Raw genomic sequence first — 19,296 nt, 5'->3', positions numbered from 1 at the left:
TTGACCATACTCTTTGAGCATACCTATTCTCCTTAAGCAGCTTGCCATGTCCAAGTAGTAAGCTTTTTCAAGTTCATGGCAGCAAAAGTAAGCATCGCCTGCATGGACAATTTTTTTAGACCCCTTAAGGTTGTCCATCGCATACCATGCTTTTCTTTTGCATCTGCAAAGACACGTTCAATCGTTTCTTTACGCTTTGCATAAATTTGTTTAATAGCATATGAATGGCGCAAATGTTCAGCTTCTTCCATATATGTTTCCCATATATGACGTTGAATAAGTTTTTGATGATTCTTGCTTTCTGTACATTGTGATAGCCAGGGGCAATTAGCACAAATCGATGGATTCGATTTATACTGGCGATACCCTTCCTTCGTAGTTGTCGTATATTTCAATACCTGCCCTTGTGGGCAAAGATAACAATTATAGTACTCATCGTACACATATTCATGCTTTCGAAAGAAACCATCCTTTGTTTTAGGACGTGTATAAGGGAGAACAGGTAACATTTGATTCTCTAATAAAAAGTTAGTGATGGCAGGTGTTTTATAAGCAGCATCCGCAGCAATCGCTAATGGCTTTTTCACTTTTTTAATGATTTTTTCAACAAGTGGCTGCAATACATAGCTATCGTGCACATTTCCTGGAGTCACAATCGTACCTAATACAAAACCTTTTTCATCTGTCGCTGCATGAAATGAATACGCAAACTGCTTTGTCCGTTCATCCTTAACATAATAACCACTCTCAGGGTCTGTCTTACTCTCCTTGATTTCTTTCCATTCGTCTTTTTCAAATTTCTCTGGAGGGAAGGGCTTTTTTCCGTGTTCCTCACGATCAATATTTAATTCCAGTTGAAGTTTCTCTTCATAAGCACGTGTTTCTTTTCGAACGACTTTTTTATCGTACTTTCGCTTATTAGCGCTTGCCTTTACATGTGTGGAATCAATAAATACATGGTCTGCATGCAGGAGACCCTTCTTCATAATTTCTTTTAGAATACGATAGAAAATTTGTTCAAACACATCTGTGTCTTGAAACCGTCGCGCATAATTTTTACCGAAGGTAGACAAGTGTGGAACTTCTGTATGGAAGCCAAATCCTAAAAACCAACGATAGGCCATGTTCGTTTCAATTTCTTTAATAGTTTGACGCATTGAGCGAATACCGAAAACATATTGAATAAAGGTCATTTTAAAGAGAACAACAGGGTCAATACTTGGACGGCCTAAAGATGAATAGAGGTTTTCCACTAATGGATAGATAAACGAAAAATCAATCGCTGCCTCTAGTTTTCGAACTAAATGGTCTTGTGGCACCAATTAGTCAATTGTCAGTATTTCTAATTGTTCACGTTCATTGATTTGATTCTTCGACATCATTTTCCATCACCTCAAATAGATTATTTTATTTATAGTTGATTGATAGCAATTCATATCAAGTTAATTGGAGCGAAGGGCGGGCGACTCCTGCGGGAACGCACAGTACGTAAGACGCAACAGACCGCGCGTTAGCGGGGGTTGTGGCTTACGATGTGCCCGCGGAAAGCGCCCGAACGTAGCGGAAATCAACGGGAGTAGACATCTATTTTTATTTTAAAATGAAAAAAGACTGTAGGCAAACTCGAAATTTTTCGAGTTTGTCTACAGTCTGAAAGCCTTAGATTATAAGGCTTTTCACACTATTTGAAAGCAATTAAAATTATCAAGACAACCATTTCGGTGGTGTGTTTTTTTCCCAGTAAATATCACCGAGATTGTTGTGAGCCATAAAATCATCCTCGGCACTGTGATAGTGGAAGTTGTAGTAGTAGCCTTCTTGTGGGCGCTTTTCTGTACGCACATGGAAGCGAATTAAATCATTGCCTGTTTCGTTATTAACAATATTGAAAATTTTTTCACCATAGTTGCCACTTGGTTTTTCAGTAATTGTGAGATTTGCCAATGACCCCTCTTCAACGTTAGCCACTGTCATCGCTATTGCCTCTTCTATTTTAGGGAAGATAATAGAATCAAATTCATTGCTAATTTTAGGGCCGATTTTTGTTCCAAACTTCATATACGATTGCTCTTTTGCTGCGTCAACTAGAAGTGCTTCGTAGTCAATCGCATTTTGCTGTATTTCAGTTGCTTCATCCGCTTTTGCTTCGGGTTCAGCGGCTAGCGCAGTGCTTGTCCCAGGAGAAGGACCGATAGAGGCGCGATTCGAAGGGTTTTGATCGAATGCATCCCAAATTTCATGTGTTGGCGTAATTAATCCAAATGTTAAAAACGCAACCATAATTACGATACTTTTTTGAACCCACTTTTTCATTAATTAACACCTTCTCTTTTATGTACAAATTGGTAATTCTACTTATAATATAATACGTTCCAACCAATAAAAGGTTTCATATTTCTACATTTCATTGTACAATAATTTATGTATAAATGTGTCGTTTTTTAAAAGGAGGTACAAAGTATGTCAATCGCAATGGGTATTGGTCTTTTATTAATGTTAGGTTACTTAACTTCTTTATGCTTCACTGACTAATTTAGTTACTATGCATACCGAACACAGTTTGTATGTATAATGCCGTATTACTTAGGTTTTTGCTATTATTTTCAAATTTTTTTATTGCAACATGATGTAAATTAAGCTTCTATTAGGTGCTGTTAAGGGACTTGGTAGGGCTAATCAAATACGGCAAACGCATATACAGAAATGTATGAATAAGAAAGATTGAAGCTCTTTGGCTTCAATCTTTTTTGTTATTCCCTTAACATGTAAAGCTCCTATTGAGTGCACGATTGCTATAAGCAAATAATTTTGAATGGACTTATGAAATCCATCCTAACAAAAACAATCGATTATTAAATACAACCAGGTACTTATTTGGATTGTGTATGATTAAGGACTTTTACAATTGTAAATTCATACTTACGGTTCTGTAACTAAATCCCATTTTTTCATATAGTTTTATCGCATGGTTCCCTACGTAAGCGCTAAGTCTGACTTCTGAATATCCTTCCTGTCTCAATTGCTCAATAGCAACATTCATTAATACTTTCGAAATACCCTTGCCTCTATAGGCCTCTTTTACGTATAGCTCATAAATAAAACCATTTAATTGTTCCGTAAATTGGTCTTTATTTTCACCAATTAGAATCCATCCCATTAAGTTATGATTCTCTGTTGCGATTAAATAATAGCATCCTTTATTTAGAAGAGGTTCAATAAGGTTCATTACTTTTTCATTGGTTGCCCTTACTTCGCCCAATGTACCATCAAATAAAGCTTGTGGCGAAAGCGCAATGATTTCATCTAGTTCAAAGTTGTTCGGCTTTCTAACTTCCATTCACACTACCTCCCTTCTCATTTTTTATATCCGATTTACCAATCTATTCTTATCATACCATTTAACCTGCTATTATCTAAACAAGCCTTTGCAAAGCGGTTGTTAGTAGAGCTATAGTGCTTCCAACAGTTTATAATAAAAAAACACCTACCGAAGTAAGTGTCAATATTTTATTTAATTGTTTTAGCTATTCGTTAGTGATTATCTTTTCAGACACTCATTAAGGTTTTATTTCGTAGCTACCGCGTTTAATAATAATTGTTTGTTATGATCGGACATTACACGCCATTCTTTAACCTTCACTTTCATCGTGTCTTCACATCCTTTCAATGATTGCTTTCACCCCACTGTATGCAAATGAATGGCGCATTAAAACCATTTCTAGATTGGTCCAACATTTATATTTTACATCTCTCACACCTTACCTCGTTGTTTTCTGTTTAGTGATTTTACTCAATAAAATAGACCACCCTTCGTGGAGTGGTCTTCTTCAACTTACATCTATATGCACAGTAAATACGTTTTAAAAACTATTTTTGTAGGACAGGAACCCAAAGCTCATTACTAGGAATGCGATCAGGTGCTAAATAATTTTCAACGCAAGGCAGGTCTGCCAATTCGTATCCGGACGATGGCAGCCATTCAGTATATAAACGGTTCCAAGCATCCATGATATTTGGGAAAACAGCCCATGTTGTATTTTTAGGGATGACGATTTTCTCCATATCATTGGGGAATTTTTGCGAATAGCGACATCCCATAAAATAATCAAATTCTTCATCTGTAATTGCCGCTTGTTTGCCGCAAACACCTAAAATCCCTTCCATTTTGCATTGTGGGCTTTCCCATGACATATTTATTAATCTTTGTAACAATCCATTTTTATTCGCAGCTTCCCACATTTTAGGAATATCAATAAAAGCATCAGCTGTCCTAACTTCTTGTTTCACACCTACAATTTCAACTTCAACTTCTAATACTTCGATTCGATAATCCATCTCTACATCTCCTTTGATTGAAATATGAAAGGAGAGTCTTGGGATGGCTTTTAATTCAATCCCTTTCTTGCGAGCTACTGTTGGAGTAACCCCGTGGAGGTTCTTAAAAGCACGGCTGAAGGCATCAGGTGAATCATATCCATACTTAATCGAAAGGTCAATAATTCGAATAGAGCTGTTGTTTTGAAGTTCAAATGCAGCTTGCGATAAACGCCTTCGCCTAATATACTCCGCCAATGTAAATCCTGTTATAGCTGAAAACATTCTAGGAAAATGGTACTCAGAACAACATGCTAATTTTGCTACCTCTTTGGCGTCTATTTTACCGGATAGATTTTGTTCAATGTAATCCATTACTCTATTTATTCTTACAATCCAATCCATTAATATCACTCCTTTCGCTATCTATCATAATTAAAAACAACCTACTATATCCGATATTTTAAGTCCAGAAAATGTCGGATAAATTAAAGATACAGATAAAAAATCCGCGAACGCTATTTGAGCTCGCGGATTTTTCAATGTTTTATCGCCAATTACCACATGTATAATCCCAATTTTCAAAGAATTCATCTTCTACTTCAATTTGATTATAAATTGGCCATAAAAATTGGTGAACAAGTTTTTGAACTTTAGCAAAGGATACTTGTTGCGTTAATAATTGTTGCCATGCTTTGTTCTTGCTGTCGTCCAAATCAAAACGTTTTGAGAACACAGGCGGATTTTTTTCAATTGTCGTTTTATGTCGTTCGAATGTATCGAGTATAGCCTCTTGTAATACACGACCTTCAAAATTTTGGGTACTTGCTAGTAAATAAATTGCATAATAATCTTTCAACGTTTCTTCTAATGTTGGATATTGATATATGGTATTAAATTTATGTGCAATGATGAGCTCTGTCGGATACCCTAATAGTTCAGTTGACGAACTATTTAGCAATGATGCGGTTGCAATTTTTCGAGGAGCCATGGAAGCACTATTAAATAAAGTTATTGCTATTTCTATGTATGTTGTTATGTGCCCTATTTGCGCAGGAATCCTAATTTGAATTTCTTCTTCACCGCTAGAGGATACTTCTATTTCATCGCTGACAAACGCAACCCCATCTTCGGCTACTTTCACTGTAGAAATTTCTTTGAAAGCATGTTTGATGATACTTTCTTTATTGGCCATTTTTTTGGCGCATAATGTAATTCCAGAAGAAGACTTTACAATATCATTGGTCAATGTCCCTAATAAAAATTCGCCATATAGCCAATATTGATCTTCATAGGAAGAAGCTGCCAGTCGAACTAACAACCTTTCTTGGGAATAGAATGCTACAAGTGCCTCCAAACTTTCTTGTTGTTGCTGAGCTACTTCTGCTAGTTGGTTCAATACACTTTTTGGTACTTCGTTTACTTGTTTCATATGCCACACCCTCGTTTCAATCTTTTTTCAGAATTTTTCAGTCAAATAGTATATATTTGATTTTTTAAAAAACTCCGCACTTTATTATTACTTATTTTCCCACAATAGTAAACGGTAATATAACCCATGATAATTTGTCGATATATGTCGTAATTTAGGAGAAAAAACTAAAAAAACACCTAACTTTTTATAAAAAAGCAGGTGCTAAATCACATATACTTATTATTTTTATTCCTATCCGAAATTGGACAAGGGGTAGCCTCGCCTTAGCGAAACTACCCCTTTAGTATTTAATAGGTAACATTTCTGTAAATTGTAAAGTCTCAACCCAATCATCTGGGGAATATTATTTCGAAACGTTTCGTTTCTTCACCGCGGTAAAATTCCACTGTGTGCTCTCTAACTTAAGCAACGCAAACCCAACCTTCTTTTGCGTCCTTGCAGCCCCAAAGCATGCGCCAGTGTGAATAAGTATCCTAAAAAACAAAAAGCAGAATGCCAGATTACTGAAAGATGCTACCTAAAATAGCACGTTTTTAATTATAGCACAAAAAATTTATAAAGTAAAATCACATTTTTCACTATAAACTATGGCTTGGTAAAATAAATAGGATAATGAGCTGCACATCTTTCAATAAAAACGCAGGACGTTGACTCCATATAGGCTTGAATCGTCAATTCTTAGCATATTGTGCGTGCGCTTCATGGCATTTATAACAAGGATAATAACGCTCACAACAGGTAAATTTAAGTGCGATAATATCGGTAATGTACCTTGTTTCATAATCAATGACGACTCCAAAATAACCATCTAAACACCCACCCCATTTAATAGTAATAAAAACTAGTACAATCAAACTCGTCAATCAAATCTTCTTTCCCATAGCGTAGTTCAATATAGCTTGTACGCTCTTTGCCATCACTATAGCTTCTTGCATCGATGGAATCGCGAAGGCGATCTGCCCTTTGAACAGTTGTAAACAATAATGGGAATAAAGAAAAAAACACGCTTTATAAAAGCCATTAATTGAATGTCAAACCCTCTTGATGTTTGAGCTAGAACAATCCGTTGTAACTCAATATATTTGTTTAAAACAAATGACAATAACAATCATTAAGGAAAATTGTTCAATTGGTACACGCAACTTCGTAATGGTTTTAATAATTTTTCAAGCCCTTTTGCTAAAGCAAAAGGCTTTGTAGTTAGCGTTAAGAGTGAAGCTACACCACTAATAATTGAATACTTCCAAACAAATCATATGCCCGCAGTAATGCCTTCAATGGATATCGACCTAATCCCAAATGACCAGCTCACATGCCCTTTCGTAAAGAACAGATGACAAACGTAAATGTTAGAATGAAGAGTAAAGGCTTTACATCTTTTAGTATGACTACAAGCGGAACTTGAGAAACACGGGCGGCAACGAAAAAAGTAGGATAACATAGCTAATTGAATAAAAATTAACGCTAATTACAAGAAAAATTTTGCTAAGCCCTTTTTTTGTTGAAACCTCTTTTATAACGTTCATTTACGCTAAAATTTTTTTCACAAGAAAAAAAGAACAGACATGATATGATGTCTGTTCCCGTCGTCTATTGTCTCTCAATAACGCCATAATGAAATTTTGAAGTCACACGCGTTAATCTGGAGAAATGATATTTTTCAAACCAATCTGATTTATAATGAGCTTTTAAAACAACACGCTTTTTAGCCACTCGTTTCGCTTCTTCGACCCATGCCTCAGTTAAAGTTACATGTGCTCCCGCTGCCCTAAGTGCCTGAAAATTATTCGATTCCTCAATAATTTCTTCAAACATTGGGTCCATATAGACAACATCAAATGCACTGTCTGGCTGTGATTTTAAATAAGCAACTGCTTCTGCTTGTACCACTTCTATGTGCCGCATACAGGCCGTTAACGGAAGCTCCGAGGTATCATATGTATTCATACCATGCGCTACAATAAACGCCACATTTGGATTCGCTTCCAGTCCCACCACTCTTCCATATTGACCAACAGTAAATGCGGCTAACATCGCATCAGCACCTAAACCGAGCGTACAATCTAAGACCGAATCGCCCTTTTCGAGCTGTGCCGCCTCTAAAAACGGCTCCATTTCTCCCCTCGCTACTCGCTTTAAGCGAAATGCTGCGGAATTCGGATGAAAGAAAAAGGGCTCTTCTGCGCCAAATGCATAATATTCATAGCGATTTTTCCCTGCTACAATGATATTCGCCTGAAAGTCCTCTGCAAGTTTACGGATTGAGCGTTTATGACGAGAGATAAAGGGAACATCTAACTTGCTACACACAAAATCAGCGAGCACCACAGACAAGTCGTCTGGTCTGCCCGCTGTAGTGACAATTGTTTTTACTTCTCGCATGTCTGCTCTAAAACGCCTGTTAAATGCGCAGTAATTTGCTCCACTGGGAAGCCTTCAATTTGTTCACGCGGAATAAAGTAAGCCAATTCCCCACCTTTTAAAATGGCCATTGATGGTGAACTTGGTGGTACATCCTCAAAAAAACCACGCATTGCAGCAGTTGCTTCTGGATCTTGCCCTGCAAATACAGTTACAAGATTATCCGGTTTAACCGCAGCTACCGCTTCCCGAGCCGCTGGACGAGCCAACCCTGCCGCACATCCACATACCGAATTGATAACAACCAAAGAAGTCCCCTTTGCCTCCGCCATAAATTCATTAACAGCATCCGCCGTTGTCAGCTCTTTAAATCCAGCCTCCACCAACTCTTCACGCATCGGCTTCACTACCTGTTTCATATATTCGTCGTAAGCATTCATGCTTTTACCCTCTTTCATATGTAATCACAAAGCCCATTATAGCAAGGTTTTTCACACTTGTATAATGTTTCGATTTCACCAATATTCACCTGCATTCAGATTTTTGGTTGCTTTTTTGTTGCTTTGGTTGCTTTTTTAGGTGTAAAAAATTGACTGCAACAAGTAATATTCATACTTTTAAATTTATATTTATTCAAATTAGAACATAAAAGAAAGTTTAGTGGAACGGAATTAATAAATAACTAATATTGGTTATTTTTCTTTTTTTATATACTTTTACCATCTAATTTCTTAAAATAGATAAGGTATTATAAAGGAGGAAGTTTTTAAAATGAAAAAATTATTTTATGTTGGAGCCTTATCGGCATTTTTACTTGCTGCATGTGGTGATGAAAACGAAGCTGCACCTAAAGAAGAAGCTCCAGCTAGTGAACAAGCTGCTCCTGCAAAAGAATCTGTAAATGCAGAGACGGCAAAATGGCAGGATGAAATAACAAAGTTGGCTACAAATTCTGATGGTCCGGCTGATAAGTTTTATGCACTTGAAAAATTTTTAATGAAGTATAATCCTACGGAAGCAGAAGTGAAGGAATTTTCAACGTACATAGTTGATGATTATAAATCAGGTAATTATTTAAGTGAAATCGAAAACCATGAGCGAATGTTGACTAACATTTTTAAATCTTATTTTGTTGAGAAAAATAGCGAAGGTGCACTAAAGGATTTCGCTTTTGATTATTTCCAAAACATGAAATATACATATCGTGGTGTTGATGCAGTAGATAGTGAAGCTGTAAAATCAAATGAAAAACAAATGAATAAAGCTCTCGAAAAAATGAAATAAAAAATTAAGCCACTCAAATGTATTGAAATCCAAAAGTTAGATTTTTAGTCTAACTTTTGGGGTGCAGTACAAATCGGGTGGCTTTTTTTGTTATCAAAATTAATCGATTTTTATTATAGCAAAAATGCCCATAAGTAGTTAATGTTATCTTTGGAGGTTTATTCAAGAAATGACCTATACAACTTTAAGGAGGATACATAATGGTAAATATGTTTAAAAAAGGTTTTATTTATTCTGCATTAATGCTGTTATTACTTGTTAGCTTTAGTGTTGAAAGTGCATCTGCAGCAGAAGGGGTTGATTATGAAGAAGGAGTAACTAATTTAAATAATACTCCTGAAAATAGTGCAATAATTGGAAGTCAACTCAAAAAACCTGAAAAAGGTTGGAATAGATACGACGGAAATAGTCCTAAAGTAATTGTAGGAGATACTTCTAAGTACACTCCGCATAATCATCCAATATTTTACAAGGGTTCTACTGCATTCTTTACTAGAGATAACACAGCAACGTTTAGATTTAATGGAACTAAAATTAGGTTACTTTCTGCAATTTGGGTGGCAAGAAGCAAGAGTATTGAAGTTAGTATTGACGGACAGATTGTCGATACATTCTCTCAAAATATCGACTCACTAAATATAAATGATGGTCAAAGAGTATCTTACGAAAAAAATAATTTATCTCCAGGAACACATATTGTTATATTGAAAAACCTCGATACAGCTAGTTTTTTTGAATTAGATGCAATTGATGTTGATGGAACATTATTATCACCAGTTGAAATTCCAGATGTTGAATTCATTTCATTAGACAAAAATTCAATAGAAATACTGGAAGGTAGTAAGGATAAATTAACTGCTACTGTCTTACCAGAAAACTCTATAAATAAAAATGTGGTATGGTCATCAAGTGATGAATCAATTGCAACTGTAGATCAGGATGGAAATGTGACAGCTATTCGTGAAGGCCAAGCAATCATAACTGCAAAAATCGAAAACACTGATATTTCAGCTACTAGCACTGTGATTGTTAAAAAACCTATTAATGAATCTTCTAGTGCTATCCTTAGTATCACACTAGTAAATGGTATTACAAAAGAATATGATGTTACAAATACTGTTTTAAATAATTACTTGAATTGGTTTGAAAGTGCTCAAGGTACTTCAACTTTCAAATTCACAAAAACTATCTCACCTTATAAAAAAGTAACTGAATATATTGTACACGACAAGATTGCTTCATTTGAAGTAAGAGAGTATTAATCAAGAGACCGCCCTCCACTATAATTAGTGGTAGGGCGGTCTTGCTATTTTATTTATTACTCATTTGTTGAATTGTAATATATAAACCAATCAAATGGTCAGAAGTCATCACTCCTCTTTGTAAATCCTTCAACTGTGAAGCATTGATAACACCTGAATGTACTACAGTCCACCAATAACATAGGTGCTCTGTTCAGTACCAATGAAAGCTACTAACCTTGCTTCAAAATTATTTTACAGGACACTCCTGTGGTCTTGATGATGGCGAGACACACATTCTGCATTTCCACAAACACGAAGTACTTGCAACTGCACACCCTAAACAAAAAAGACAAGCTACAGGATTGAGACAGTTTGCACAAGCACCTAAGCATGAATAGCCACTAACACAAGACTCCCAAGAACCACACCCAATACAATCAGCCATACACTTCTTCCATTTACCTCCAGCTCCCATTGGAACAATTACTGGCATATCTTCATTAAAAACAACTACCCCTTCATCGTTTTTAAATTTAATAAGTGCACTATCACCAAACACAAATGTCCCAACTATTTTATCACTATCTACTATATCTAAAGATAAAGCTTGTATAAAATTATTTGTAGATTTTTGGGATTTCTCATCAAATGAATACTGTTCAATATTCAACACTTTCTGGCTACCAGGTGCTAGGTCATATTCTCCTTCTTTAAGGAAGTCTAATACAGTTTGATAATCCTTAGAGTTTTTGAACCTTTCAAATTCCTGTTTAACAACTTCCTTATTGTTTTCGACTTTATTTAGTTGATACAACCAAACATCTTTCGCCTCTGTATATTGTAGCTCAATTGATTCACCGTTCTGTAAAACAGTTTGAATATATTGCGTTCCTAATACTTCATTAGAATCATTAACAGATAAGTCTACTTCAACAGCATTAAGATTATCTGAAAAACTTTGAAGTTCGTTAGTTAACTTCAAATTCAAACCAAGTTTACCGTTTAAACGTTCCTCAATCCGTTTTGTAACTTCTGACTTTTGAGAAATGGATAATTTAACAATGTTCCCCATAAAAAAACCACCTTATTAATTATTAGAGTTTTTTCAACTCATATAATAAAGTGGAATAAAGGCATTTATAGTAAACCTATCCTTTACTATAATAAAAAAATGCTTGAAAAATTTGAGTAACCATAAATATATTAAAGCTCGCAAATAATGCAAAGGCTACAGAATCTTTAAATGCAACGAGATTATCATTCGCAAAAATAGAGATACTTAAATGAATAATTAAGTAAAGATAAGATAAACTTAATGATGTTTTTAATCTTTCAATAATAAAATTGTCTAATAGCACTTCTTTTTCAAACAAATTTTTCTTTTTAACAGTAATTAAAGTTTCTTTAATTAAAAAGTAGAAAGCTACTATATTTGCTGTTGAAAAAATAACACCATTAAAAGTTGCTCCACTGGTAAAAGAATTATATGCCACAAAAGTAAAAACTAATACAAAAATCAAACTAAATAAAAGTTTTAGGAATTTTGGAACTCTTACTAAACCCACTAAGAAATACCCCCTTTATCAATGTAAAATACTTCTTTTATATCCTTTTCAAGTACTAAACTAATAGCATAAGCAACAACAATTGAAGGTGCATAACTTCTGTTTTCTATTGAAACTATAGTTTGGCGATGAACAAATGCTTTGTCTGCTAATTCTTGTTGTGTCATACTCTTCAATAATCTGAATTTTTTTACATTGTTACAAACAACAATATTAACCAAATTTCGACACCACCTTGTATATGATACTATACACATCTTATTAAATGTATAATATCATATACAAAATATTCAGTAAATAAAAAATCACAAAATATAGTATTAACCCATTAATTTCATCTCCCTCTTCATATCAATACAACTCAAAGACAAATCGTCCTAGCAATTGATTTATGTTAATGTCTGCTGTTTTTCAAAAAAAAATCACCTGATTGGATAAAAGGTGATTTCTTAATATGAGTATTTTATAATTAAAGAATTTTTTCAAGTTGAAAACCACACTATGCTTTCTAATTTTAAACTTATTTCTTTCTAATACAGTCAAAGTAATTCCTTTCACTTTTTTAATATTCATCTAACAGCTCTTGTTTATCATTAAATTTATAAAAACTCTTTTAAAAGTAACCGTAAATTATTGTTTTGGCAGTCACTTATTCCAATTTTTAATAACTTCAGATAATTGCAAGATTACTATTTCTAATTTTTCTATTTTCTTTTCAAATCTTACAAATAAGTAAACTGTAATAACAATTGGAAAACCAAAATTTCCAGTTAAGTTAATCCACATTGGAATATCTCCTGTTGTTATCATTTGATGTTTCTCCTTTTAATTTTTAAAAAGAATGAATGATTTAATTAATTATAAAGATTCAACTACTATTCTAAATTTTTTATATCATTATAGAGTAGTAATAAGTAATAATATTTCGTATCTATATTAATCTCTTAATTTACAGTTACTACTTTAATTGAATAAATCCGTTTCCAACTTGATTTATTGAGAATTCTTTCAAAGGAAGAGCATGCTTTAATAAATAGTCATATACATAAATAGGATTTAAGCGGGGTTCATTGGAGTTTTTTAGCTTTAATATTAACGCAGCAGAACCCGCGACAAATGGTGCTGCCATAGATGTCCCTGTTAATTCAACGAAATCGTTATTTATATGGGTTGAGAGGATATTTTCTCCTGGGCCTACAAAATCAAGATTATCATTTGAATTAGAAAATATCGAAGGCGTCAGTACTTCTGAAATTGAGCCAACTTGAATGACTTCCTTGTAGAAACCCGGATAGGATATCTCATTTGTTTCTTTATCTCCATCTCCCTCATTTCCAGCTGCCGCGATTAATACTATCCCTTTGGAATGTGCCATTTTAATAACTTTTCGCAACTCTTCAATAGATTTCGTAGCTCCTAATGACATATTTATTACACTTACTTTTTCTCCATAAGGGCCAACCCATTCCATAGCATAATTAATTGCATTAATTAAACTCCTAAAGCTTCCTTTACCATGTTTATCAATTACTTTTAATACAAGTAAATTACTCTTAGGTGCAACACCAACTACACCTTTATTATTATCTAATGCTGCGATAATACCCGAAACATGAGTACCATGCCCTAAATAATCATTATAAATTTCCGTTTTTCCTTCGTCATCTTCTGTGAAATTAAAACCTCCAATTATATTACGCTTTAAGCTTGGATGATTTGTTTGAATTCCACTGTCTAAAACAGCAACTATAATACCTGAGCCCTGATCTGTCTCATCCCAAATTTCTCTAGCTCTTATTTTATCTAGATTGTCGGGTACAGTACTTAAGGTTTTGAATAACTTAACTATTTTCCCTGGATTTACAATAATCTCATTGTTTATCATTTAATCATCTCCTTTGTAATTTAAGTGTGAAATAAGAGATGTTTTTAAATAAGAATGCCAACAAATTCAATTTTAATAGTTAGAGGAAATGTTTTGGAATATACTTAAATTTAATTCTAAGACCTCCTATTTTTTATTAGATTATTTGACTATTAATGATTTTTTAATATTAAATAAACAATAAAAAAATAAATCGATAATAAAAATAGAACAAATATTCTTATAAGCTATTTATAATTAAGTTATATATTACACTTATGAAAATAGGAAGAATTCAAAAGGGGGATACTATGAAAAGTAAAAATATTCTATGTAACTCTAACTTTCAATATGCAATTAATGAAAATGCCTTAAAAAAAAACCCACTGATAGCAGGATTTCTAAAAGATAAACATCATTATGAACTGTATAAGAAAGCTATTTTGAATCCTACAATAGAAAATAAAGATAAAGTTGAGGATAAGTTTAAATTGTATTACGAAAAAGTAAGAATGAATGCATATATTTTTAGCTTAATTAAATATTATGCTATTGATTTTGATAAAAAAGTAAAAAAAATAAACGATAGATATATTTTAACTTTAGATATGCCTAGAATTAATGATGAATACATCAAAAGTTCAATGCAATTTACAACTAAATACAAAACATTAAGAGATGAATTAACTGATGAAACAACTATTAGAGCTTTAAACTCTTTAACTGATTATCAATACAAAATATTAGATTTAATTTATGTAAAGAGACTAACCAACAAAGAAATTGCTGAACTAGTTAATTCCACACCTCAAAATATCTCGAATATTCACAAAAATGCTCTAAGAAAATTAAAATTGCAGATTAATTTACTGAAAGAAGGCGAAGAAAATGGATAAAGATAACCATGGTTGCTATGAATGTTTTGAGGATTATCTAAAAAAGTTCGAGGGCTCTATAAGAAAAGCACTATATCAAACATCATTAAATGAAAGGGAAGATTTAAAGCAAGAATTGCATATAAAAATATTCGAAAAAATAAGAAATACTAATTTTCGAGAAAAAGCACCTAGTTTTTGGAGCATTATTGATAAAATGCGCTAAAATCTCACTTACTCATTATAACTTCTAAAACAATTATACAATTTAAAAGTGACATAGTTAAGCGCTTAATGCAAAGGACTATTAAAACCTTTATCCTCGATTCAATCACATTTGCCACCTTTAATATTCTCAAACGAGGTGATACAATGCCATTTGAAGATAAATTGAGAAAGTATAATCAAATAAAAATTGATCTTTTAAAAATGTCAAAACATCTTGATTTTTGTGATGAGACAGAAAAAAATCTTTACCAAAATATTTGTGTAGAATATACTAAAGAACTTAAGGAAATTAAAAAATCTTTAGAACAAACTTACGGTATTGAGATTTGTAATTCTGACACTAGAAAATAGAAATCCTTGTATTTAATTTTAGGTATAATTAAACTAAACAATCTATGGTAAAGCGACAGAAAGATAAGGAACATGTAAAAAAGCAACAATTTTCGTGTTAAACACAAAGTATTGTTGCTTTTTTTATACAGTTATAAGCAAGCCCTCAAGCTGTGTATCTCAATTAGCTATTTCTTTGGCAAATCCTTCACCTCATAATCTTTATAACAAATGTGACAGTAACCAGTCACTACTTTTTGTGTCACTTTAATCATGCTTTGTTTGTTCATCAAGTGGGGTGTTCATATACAGGTCGCGAGATCGTTGACGCAATGTATCTTGATTATCATCGATATCTTCTTTCGTGGAACCACCTTTAAAAATCCAACCAATCATCGATTTCTTACGCCTATTCGCGCCACTATTGGCGTAACCTGAATTGATAATTTGTAGTCGCTTGCGAGCACCTGCACGCTTCAATGCTCTTTCAGGCGAAACAACCTCGATCGCTTTATCCAATAAGTTCACTTGTCACACCCCCTACAAATCACGTGGCACAACTCGTATCACTCGTCTACGACTTCGACCGTACTCTCGCATTTCAGCTAAAGCTAATTCGCTTCTCCAAAACTTTATTTGGTCCCTTACTTGCGCCAAATTTGCACGGTCAAAACGTCTATTTTCTAACGAATAACTCTGATTAATGGCGATTTTCGCCTCTGCCTCCAACCATATAGCTAACCTTTCTCTACATTCATCAACCGTAAAAGCCATCTTCTACACTCCTTTAGAAATCACTCTCCGCTTACGTTTTTTCCGCCTCGTTGTTTGCGTATAGATGTTGCTCGTTAAATTGTGTTCGGCAAGATAGTTCAAATCCGGATTTAAAATACGTAAAGCAGCTGTTGCATAATTTCGTAAATCAAGCGGTTCATTTCGTATATTGGAAGAACGTTTCACCCATTCAATACGCGGAACTCCTTTAAAAAAGCGTGTCACTTTTCTTTCTGCTGTTAAGCCAATAAAAAAAGCCTCGTCATACCCTTTATCCGCTTCTAACGGAAAATGGCAATAACCAGGCTTATCTTCGTATTTATTTTTCAATCGGGAATAAATTAAATCCTTCCCTTCATTGACGCCAAGCGTAAATAAATGTACTTGTTGTCTCCCTACTTTTGACGGTTTATTAATATACGGGACGCCATTACCGCCCTTTCCTTTAATCGCAAATACTCGACGGTGCTCCCTGTCTTTACAAAAATCATAGACCTCACTTGTATAATGCCCACCTGAATCCACACAAGTGGCAGCAACACAAAGCTTTACACCGTCGTTCCGTATATAATCCTTTAATAAAAATGCATCAACTTGATTCCATACAGCTTGCTGCGCTGGATCTCCATAAAATATTTTATAAGCTATTCCCCAGGAAATTTCATCCACTCCCCAGCCGACTATTTCCACTTCTAGACGGTCATCTTGCACATCGACACCTGCTGTCAGCACTAATACATCCTTAGGCACTTCACAATCATAACGAACACGTCTGGACACAAGCTTCGTATGGTCTTGATCATTAGTCTTTTCTTCCCAAGATTCACCGAGCGTTGTATTGACCCATGTTTTAAATGTTTCTAGCCCTTTACGTTTTGCTTCTTTAAATTCTGCAATAATCTTTGCCCAATTCTCCCAAGGTGATGCTAGTGCATTCAAATGAAAACCTCGCTTCGATGCTTCAGGATTTCGCGCAATCCATTTTCCAGGACGTGACTTCCACTCCACTTCGTTATGTTGTGCCTTACAATGCACACATTCCATCGTCACTGTCTGAAAACGAATTTGTGACCAACTATACGGTTGAAATAACCCACAGCTCGGACAAGATACACACCATTGTTCCATTGTACTTTCTTCATATTCCGCTTCAATTCTCGATGCACCTTTAATAGTAGGTGTCGTTACAGATACCCATTTACTGTTCCAAAAAGTCTTTGTTCGCTTCTGCGCAAGTGCTAATGGATCTCCTTCAGCACCTGCAGATGCTGGGAACCGGTCTACCTCGTCAGAAGGGATTAAACGAACAGGACGAGAAGAAAGACTTGCAGGTGAATTGGCACCAACAAGCGTTAAATGGCCACCAGGAAACTTCTTTTGTAGCAACGTATTATTTCCATCCTTCGCCTTAGGACTATTAATTTTCTTCGTTAAAGTTGGTGTATCCCGTATCATGGCAGCTATGCGTTCTTTTGAATAAGCCTCTGCCATTTCAAGCGTTGGCTGCATTAAAAGCATTGGTGACGGATCGTAATCGATATAGTAACCGATAATATTGTTTAATATTTCGGATTTCCCAACTTGTGCAGACGACATCACAACAATTTGTTCAACCCCAGGATCATTGACTGCATCCATAATCTCTCTTTGATAAGGTGCACGCTCCGTATTCCATCGCCCATGCTCTGCTGATGATTCCTTAGATAATACACGATGCTTATCCGCCCACTGCGATACCGTAAGTTTTGGAGGAGGCGCTACTAAGCCGGCAATTCCTTTAAACAGGCTCATTGTCTGTTTTTGGACCATCTTCATCACCATCCATTTCTAATTCAACATTATCCTCTGTAAAATACTGTGCTGCATCATACTCAGCAAGCTCAGCTAATGCCTCATGAATATCTTTTTCCAGTAATGCCTCTATCATCTTCGGGTCATCCTTACTCGCTAAAAGTAATGCAGACTTTGAAGGGAGCGACAACATCTTTGAACGAAACGCCATCACCATATGATTTTGAATTTTCTCCACCTCATCCGCCTTATGCATTTCTCGTTTTAGATGCGCCAACTCAATTTCAGCCTTCTCCCGTTTCGCCTTCTCATGCAACCATTTCTCATAATCTAAAGACTCCATCACCTTGTTCTCATCAATGCCATCATAGGACATTTTCAAAAAAGTAATGTAGCGACTGACGGTATCGATCAGATCATAGCGGCCATGAGCAACACGCGCAATTACACCTTCTTCAACTAAATAACGAACATTTCTTTCTGTCATATTAAACATTTTGGCAATCGTTTTCGTATTGACAATCGTTCGATCATCCAATTTCGTTTTCGCTGTCACACATGTACTCACCTCACTTGATTTACAGGATGGAAGGAACACCTTTTTTGGCACTATATCTAGCACTTTTTCGCGTCGGAGACCCGCAGGCTGGCGTTCTTGGGTAGAAGAACCTAAGACAAAAAAAGACGACGCAGCATGTGCTGCATCGCCTATCGTTATGTTGTTTACTATTTATTACATACTACTATATTAACATGCCGTATCCGAAAAAGTCTGGCAACTTTCTGCCACAATCCTGCCACGAGTCTGCCATTATCTTTTTAATAGCTCTAATAAATATTTACACTGAGAAATTCTAGTTTTCTCTGATCTATATGGCCACATAAAAAATAGTAGAAATAAGATATTTATCGCTATCATTGGTATGTAGTAGTAGTCAGCTCCTTTATACTCTCTAGTAATATACAAGATAAACAAATTAATTATTGAGACAACATAGCTAATTAAAGGTCCCATGTATGATAATGGCGTAGTATTTTCCAATATAAAATTTAGTCTAGCTCTACAAAGTATTTTCTTATTTTCACTTAATTTATTAAATTCATTTATATTTGCACTGAATTCCGTACTAGATATCTTTTTAAGATAGAATTTCTTCATTAATTTATTTAAAAATTCCATATCCTTTTTAGTGAATATAATCTCTTCAAATTTATTTTCCAACACGTAAAT

23 protein-coding genes and 1 pseudogene are annotated in these 19,296 nt (G+C 34.6%); 5 read left to right on the top strand and 19 right to left on the bottom strand.

What is annotated here, in order from left to right:
- Positions 1 to 32 precede the first annotated feature (32 nt).
- The 9 genes and pseudogenes from I5435_RS10590 to I5435_RS10550 form a co-directional block, all read right to left on the bottom strand.
- Positions 33 to 1,322, bottom strand: coding sequence for an IS1182 family transposase (locus I5435_RS10590; protein WP_337983782.1), 1,290 nt, complete (start codon positions 1,320 to 1,322; stop codon positions 33 to 35).
- A gap of 382 nt (positions 1,323 to 1,704) precedes the next feature.
- Positions 1,705 to 2,313, bottom strand: a complete 609-nt coding sequence (locus I5435_RS10585) for a YpjP family protein (RefSeq protein WP_107896312.1) — start codon at positions 2,311 to 2,313, stop codon at positions 1,705 to 1,707.
- Positions 2,314 to 2,899: 586 nt separating this feature from the next.
- Positions 2,900 to 3,337, bottom strand: a complete 438-nt coding sequence (locus tag I5435_RS10580) for a GNAT family N-acetyltransferase (protein WP_337983781.1) — start codon at positions 3,335 to 3,337, stop codon at positions 2,900 to 2,902.
- A 530-nt stretch (positions 3,338 to 3,867) separates the two neighbouring features.
- Positions 3,868 to 4,719 carry an AraC family transcriptional regulator gene (locus I5435_RS10575; RefSeq protein ID WP_024364682.1) on the bottom strand — a complete coding sequence of 284 codons (852 nt, stop codon included), beginning with the start codon at positions 4,717 to 4,719 and terminating at the stop codon, positions 3,868 to 3,870.
- 142 nt (positions 4,720 to 4,861) lie between these two features.
- A complete protein-coding gene (locus I5435_RS10570) occupies positions 4,862 to 5,746 on the bottom strand; it encodes a nucleotidyl transferase AbiEii/AbiGii toxin family protein (protein WP_337983780.1) in 885 nt (294 codons plus the stop codon).
- Between the two features lie 588 nt (positions 5,747 to 6,334).
- Positions 6,335 to 6,579 (bottom strand): annotated as a pseudogene (locus I5435_RS10565) (hypothetical protein).
- On the bottom strand, positions 6,575 to 6,754 hold the full coding sequence (locus tag I5435_RS10560) for a hypothetical protein (protein WP_337983889.1): 180 nt from the start codon (positions 6,752 to 6,754) through the stop codon (positions 6,575 to 6,577). The pseudogene I5435_RS10565 and the gene I5435_RS10560 overlap by 5 nt, the downstream one beginning before the upstream one ends.
- Positions 6,755 to 7,339: 585 nt before the next feature.
- Positions 7,340 to 8,131: a class I SAM-dependent methyltransferase gene (locus I5435_RS10555; protein ID WP_337983779.1), complete on the bottom strand. Its 792-nt coding sequence runs from the start codon at positions 8,129 to 8,131 to the stop codon at positions 7,340 to 7,342.
- Complete coding sequence (locus I5435_RS10550; RefSeq protein WP_337983778.1) at positions 8,119 to 8,550, bottom strand: BrxA/BrxB family bacilliredoxin; 432 nt, start codon at positions 8,548 to 8,550, stop codon at positions 8,119 to 8,121. Before I5435_RS10550 ends, I5435_RS10555 begins: the two co-directional genes overlap by 13 nt.
- A 331-nt stretch (positions 8,551 to 8,881) precedes the next feature.
- Between I5435_RS10550 and I5435_RS10545 the strand changes: the two genes are divergently transcribed.
- Together I5435_RS10545 and I5435_RS10540 are read left to right on the top strand one after the other, a co-directional pair.
- On the top strand, positions 8,882 to 9,394 hold the full coding sequence (locus I5435_RS10545) for a hypothetical protein (RefSeq protein WP_337983777.1): 513 nt from the start codon (positions 8,882 to 8,884) through the stop codon (positions 9,392 to 9,394).
- A gap of 200 nt (positions 9,395 to 9,594) precedes the next feature.
- Complete coding sequence (locus tag I5435_RS10540; RefSeq protein ID WP_337983776.1) at positions 9,595 to 10,656, top strand: Ig-like domain-containing protein; 1,062 nt, start codon at positions 9,595 to 9,597, stop codon at positions 10,654 to 10,656.
- Positions 10,657 to 10,885: 229 nt separating this feature from the next.
- Here the strand turns inward: I5435_RS10540 and I5435_RS10535 are convergent, their stop codons facing one another.
- The 5 genes from I5435_RS10535 to I5435_RS10515 form a co-directional block, all read right to left on the bottom strand.
- Complete coding sequence (locus I5435_RS10535) at positions 10,886 to 11,710, bottom strand: hypothetical protein (protein ID WP_337983775.1); 825 nt, start codon at positions 11,708 to 11,710, stop codon at positions 10,886 to 10,888.
- 76 nt (positions 11,711 to 11,786) lie between these two features.
- The gene (locus tag I5435_RS10530; RefSeq protein ID WP_337983774.1) at positions 11,787 to 12,203 is read right to left on the bottom strand and encodes a hypothetical protein; all 417 of its coding nucleotides are present in this window, start codon (positions 12,201 to 12,203) and stop codon (positions 11,787 to 11,789) included.
- The gene (locus tag I5435_RS10525) at positions 12,203 to 12,424 is read right to left on the bottom strand and encodes a helix-turn-helix transcriptional regulator (RefSeq protein ID WP_337983773.1); all 222 of its coding nucleotides are present in this window, start codon (positions 12,422 to 12,424) and stop codon (positions 12,203 to 12,205) included. Before I5435_RS10525 ends, I5435_RS10530 begins: the two co-directional genes overlap by 1 nt.
- 424 nt (positions 12,425 to 12,848) lie before the next feature.
- Complete coding sequence (locus tag I5435_RS10520) at positions 12,849 to 13,013, bottom strand: YvrJ family protein (protein WP_443136941.1); 165 nt, start codon at positions 13,011 to 13,013, stop codon at positions 12,849 to 12,851.
- Between the two features lie 148 nt (positions 13,014 to 13,161).
- Positions 13,162 to 14,088, bottom strand: a complete 927-nt coding sequence (locus I5435_RS10515) for a S8 family peptidase (RefSeq protein ID WP_337983772.1) — start codon at positions 14,086 to 14,088, stop codon at positions 13,162 to 13,164.
- A gap of 290 nt (positions 14,089 to 14,378) precedes the next feature.
- On the opposite strand from I5435_RS10515, the gene I5435_RS10510 reads away from it, so the two are divergent.
- The 3 genes from I5435_RS10510 to I5435_RS10500 all read left to right on the top strand — a co-directional run bounded on the left by I5435_RS10510 (position 14,379) and on the right by I5435_RS10500 (position 15,521).
- Positions 14,379 to 14,963: a sigma-70 family RNA polymerase sigma factor gene (locus tag I5435_RS10510; RefSeq protein ID WP_337983771.1), complete on the top strand. Its 585-nt coding sequence runs from the start codon at positions 14,379 to 14,381 to the stop codon at positions 14,961 to 14,963.
- Positions 14,956 to 15,168: a helix-turn-helix domain-containing protein gene (locus I5435_RS10505; RefSeq protein WP_337983770.1), complete on the top strand. Its 213-nt coding sequence runs from the start codon at positions 14,956 to 14,958 to the stop codon at positions 15,166 to 15,168. Before I5435_RS10510 ends, I5435_RS10505 begins: the two co-directional genes overlap by 8 nt.
- Before the next feature lie 146 nt (positions 15,169 to 15,314).
- Positions 15,315 to 15,521, top strand: coding sequence for a hypothetical protein (locus I5435_RS10500; RefSeq protein WP_107896299.1), 207 nt, complete (start codon positions 15,315 to 15,317; stop codon positions 15,519 to 15,521).
- A 246-nt stretch (positions 15,522 to 15,767) separates the two neighbouring features.
- On the opposite strand, the gene I5435_RS10495 is transcribed toward I5435_RS10500, so the two are convergent.
- The 5 genes from I5435_RS10495 to I5435_RS10475 all read right to left on the bottom strand — a co-directional run bounded on the left by I5435_RS10495 (position 15,768) and on the right by I5435_RS10475 (position 19,290).
- Entirely contained in the window at positions 15,768 to 16,028 is a 261-nt protein-coding gene (locus I5435_RS10495; protein WP_337983769.1) for a hypothetical protein, read from the bottom strand.
- 12 nt (positions 16,029 to 16,040) lie between these two features.
- Positions 16,041 to 16,274, bottom strand: a complete 234-nt coding sequence (locus tag I5435_RS10490; protein ID WP_025219718.1) for a DUF6148 family protein — start codon at positions 16,272 to 16,274, stop codon at positions 16,041 to 16,043.
- Between the two features lie 3 nt (positions 16,275 to 16,277).
- Positions 16,278 to 18,083, bottom strand: a complete 1,806-nt coding sequence (locus I5435_RS10485; protein ID WP_337983768.1) for a phage terminase large subunit family protein — start codon at positions 18,081 to 18,083, stop codon at positions 16,278 to 16,280.
- A complete protein-coding gene (locus I5435_RS10480; RefSeq protein ID WP_337983767.1) occupies positions 18,052 to 18,621 on the bottom strand; it encodes a type IV toxin-antitoxin system AbiEi family antitoxin domain-containing protein in 570 nt (189 codons plus the stop codon). The genes I5435_RS10485 and I5435_RS10480 overlap by 32 nt, the downstream gene beginning before the upstream one ends.
- Before the next feature lie 255 nt (positions 18,622 to 18,876).
- Positions 18,877 to 19,290 carry a hypothetical protein gene (locus I5435_RS10475; RefSeq protein ID WP_337983766.1) on the bottom strand — a complete coding sequence of 138 codons (414 nt, stop codon included), beginning with the start codon at positions 19,288 to 19,290 and terminating at the stop codon, positions 18,877 to 18,879.
- Between the last annotated feature and the right edge of the window lie 6 nt (positions 19,291 to 19,296).

Origin of the sequence: Lysinibacillus sp. C5.1 (assembly GCF_016350185.1) — a bacterium.
In the GTDB taxonomy this organism is placed as follows: domain Bacteria; phylum Bacillota; class Bacilli; order Bacillales_A; family Planococcaceae; genus Lysinibacillus; species Lysinibacillus sphaericus.
The sequence above is the reverse complement of the archived record's forward strand: the minus strand, read 5'-3'. Positions and strand labels throughout refer to the sequence as shown.

Bases quoted from the DNA above. Each gene is read 5' to 3' on its own strand.
- I5435_RS10540 (WP_337983776.1), top strand. From the start codon at position 9,595: ATGGTAAATATGTTTAAAAAAGGTTTTATTTATTCTGCATTAATGCTG.
- I5435_RS10485 (WP_337983768.1), bottom strand. From the start codon at position 18,083: ATGGTCCAAAAACAGACAATGAGCCTGTTTAAAGGAATTGCCGGCTTA.
- I5435_RS10515 (WP_337983772.1), bottom strand. From the start codon at position 14,088: ATGATAAACAATGAGATTATTGTAAATCCAGGGAAAATAGTTAAGTTA.
- I5435_RS10550 (WP_337983778.1), bottom strand. From the start codon at position 8,550: ATGAATGCTTACGACGAATATATGAAACAGGTAGTGAAGCCGATGCGT.
- I5435_RS10555 (WP_337983779.1), bottom strand. From the start codon at position 8,131: ATGCGAGAAGTAAAAACAATTGTCACTACAGCGGGCAGACCAGACGAC.
- I5435_RS10585 (WP_107896312.1), bottom strand. From the start codon at position 2,313: ATGAAAAAGTGGGTTCAAAAAAGTATCGTAATTATGGTTGCGTTTTTA.
- I5435_RS10505 (WP_337983770.1), top strand. From the start codon at position 14,956: ATGGATAAAGATAACCATGGTTGCTATGAATGTTTTGAGGATTATCTA.
- I5435_RS10535 (WP_337983775.1), bottom strand. From the start codon at position 11,710: ATGGGGAACATTGTTAAATTATCCATTTCTCAAAAGTCAGAAGTTACA.
- I5435_RS10490 (WP_025219718.1), bottom strand. From the start codon at position 16,274: ATGGCTTTTACGGTTGATGAATGTAGAGAAAGGTTAGCTATATGGTTG.
- I5435_RS10580 (WP_337983781.1), bottom strand. From the start codon at position 3,337: ATGGAAGTTAGAAAGCCGAACAACTTTGAACTAGATGAAATCATTGCG.
- I5435_RS10570 (WP_337983780.1), bottom strand. From the start codon at position 5,746: ATGAAACAAGTAAACGAAGTACCAAAAAGTGTATTGAACCAACTAGCA.
- I5435_RS10545 (WP_337983777.1), top strand. From the start codon at position 8,882: ATGAAAAAATTATTTTATGTTGGAGCCTTATCGGCATTTTTACTTGCT.
- I5435_RS10575 (WP_024364682.1), bottom strand. From the start codon at position 4,719: ATGGATTGGATTGTAAGAATAAATAGAGTAATGGATTACATTGAACAA.
- I5435_RS10510 (WP_337983771.1), top strand. From the start codon at position 14,379: ATGAAAAGTAAAAATATTCTATGTAACTCTAACTTTCAATATGCAATT.
- I5435_RS10520 (WP_443136941.1), bottom strand. From the start codon at position 13,013: ATGATAACAACAGGAGATATTCCAATGTGGATTAACTTAACTGGAAAT.
- I5435_RS10500 (WP_107896299.1), top strand. From the start codon at position 15,315: ATGCCATTTGAAGATAAATTGAGAAAGTATAATCAAATAAAAATTGAT.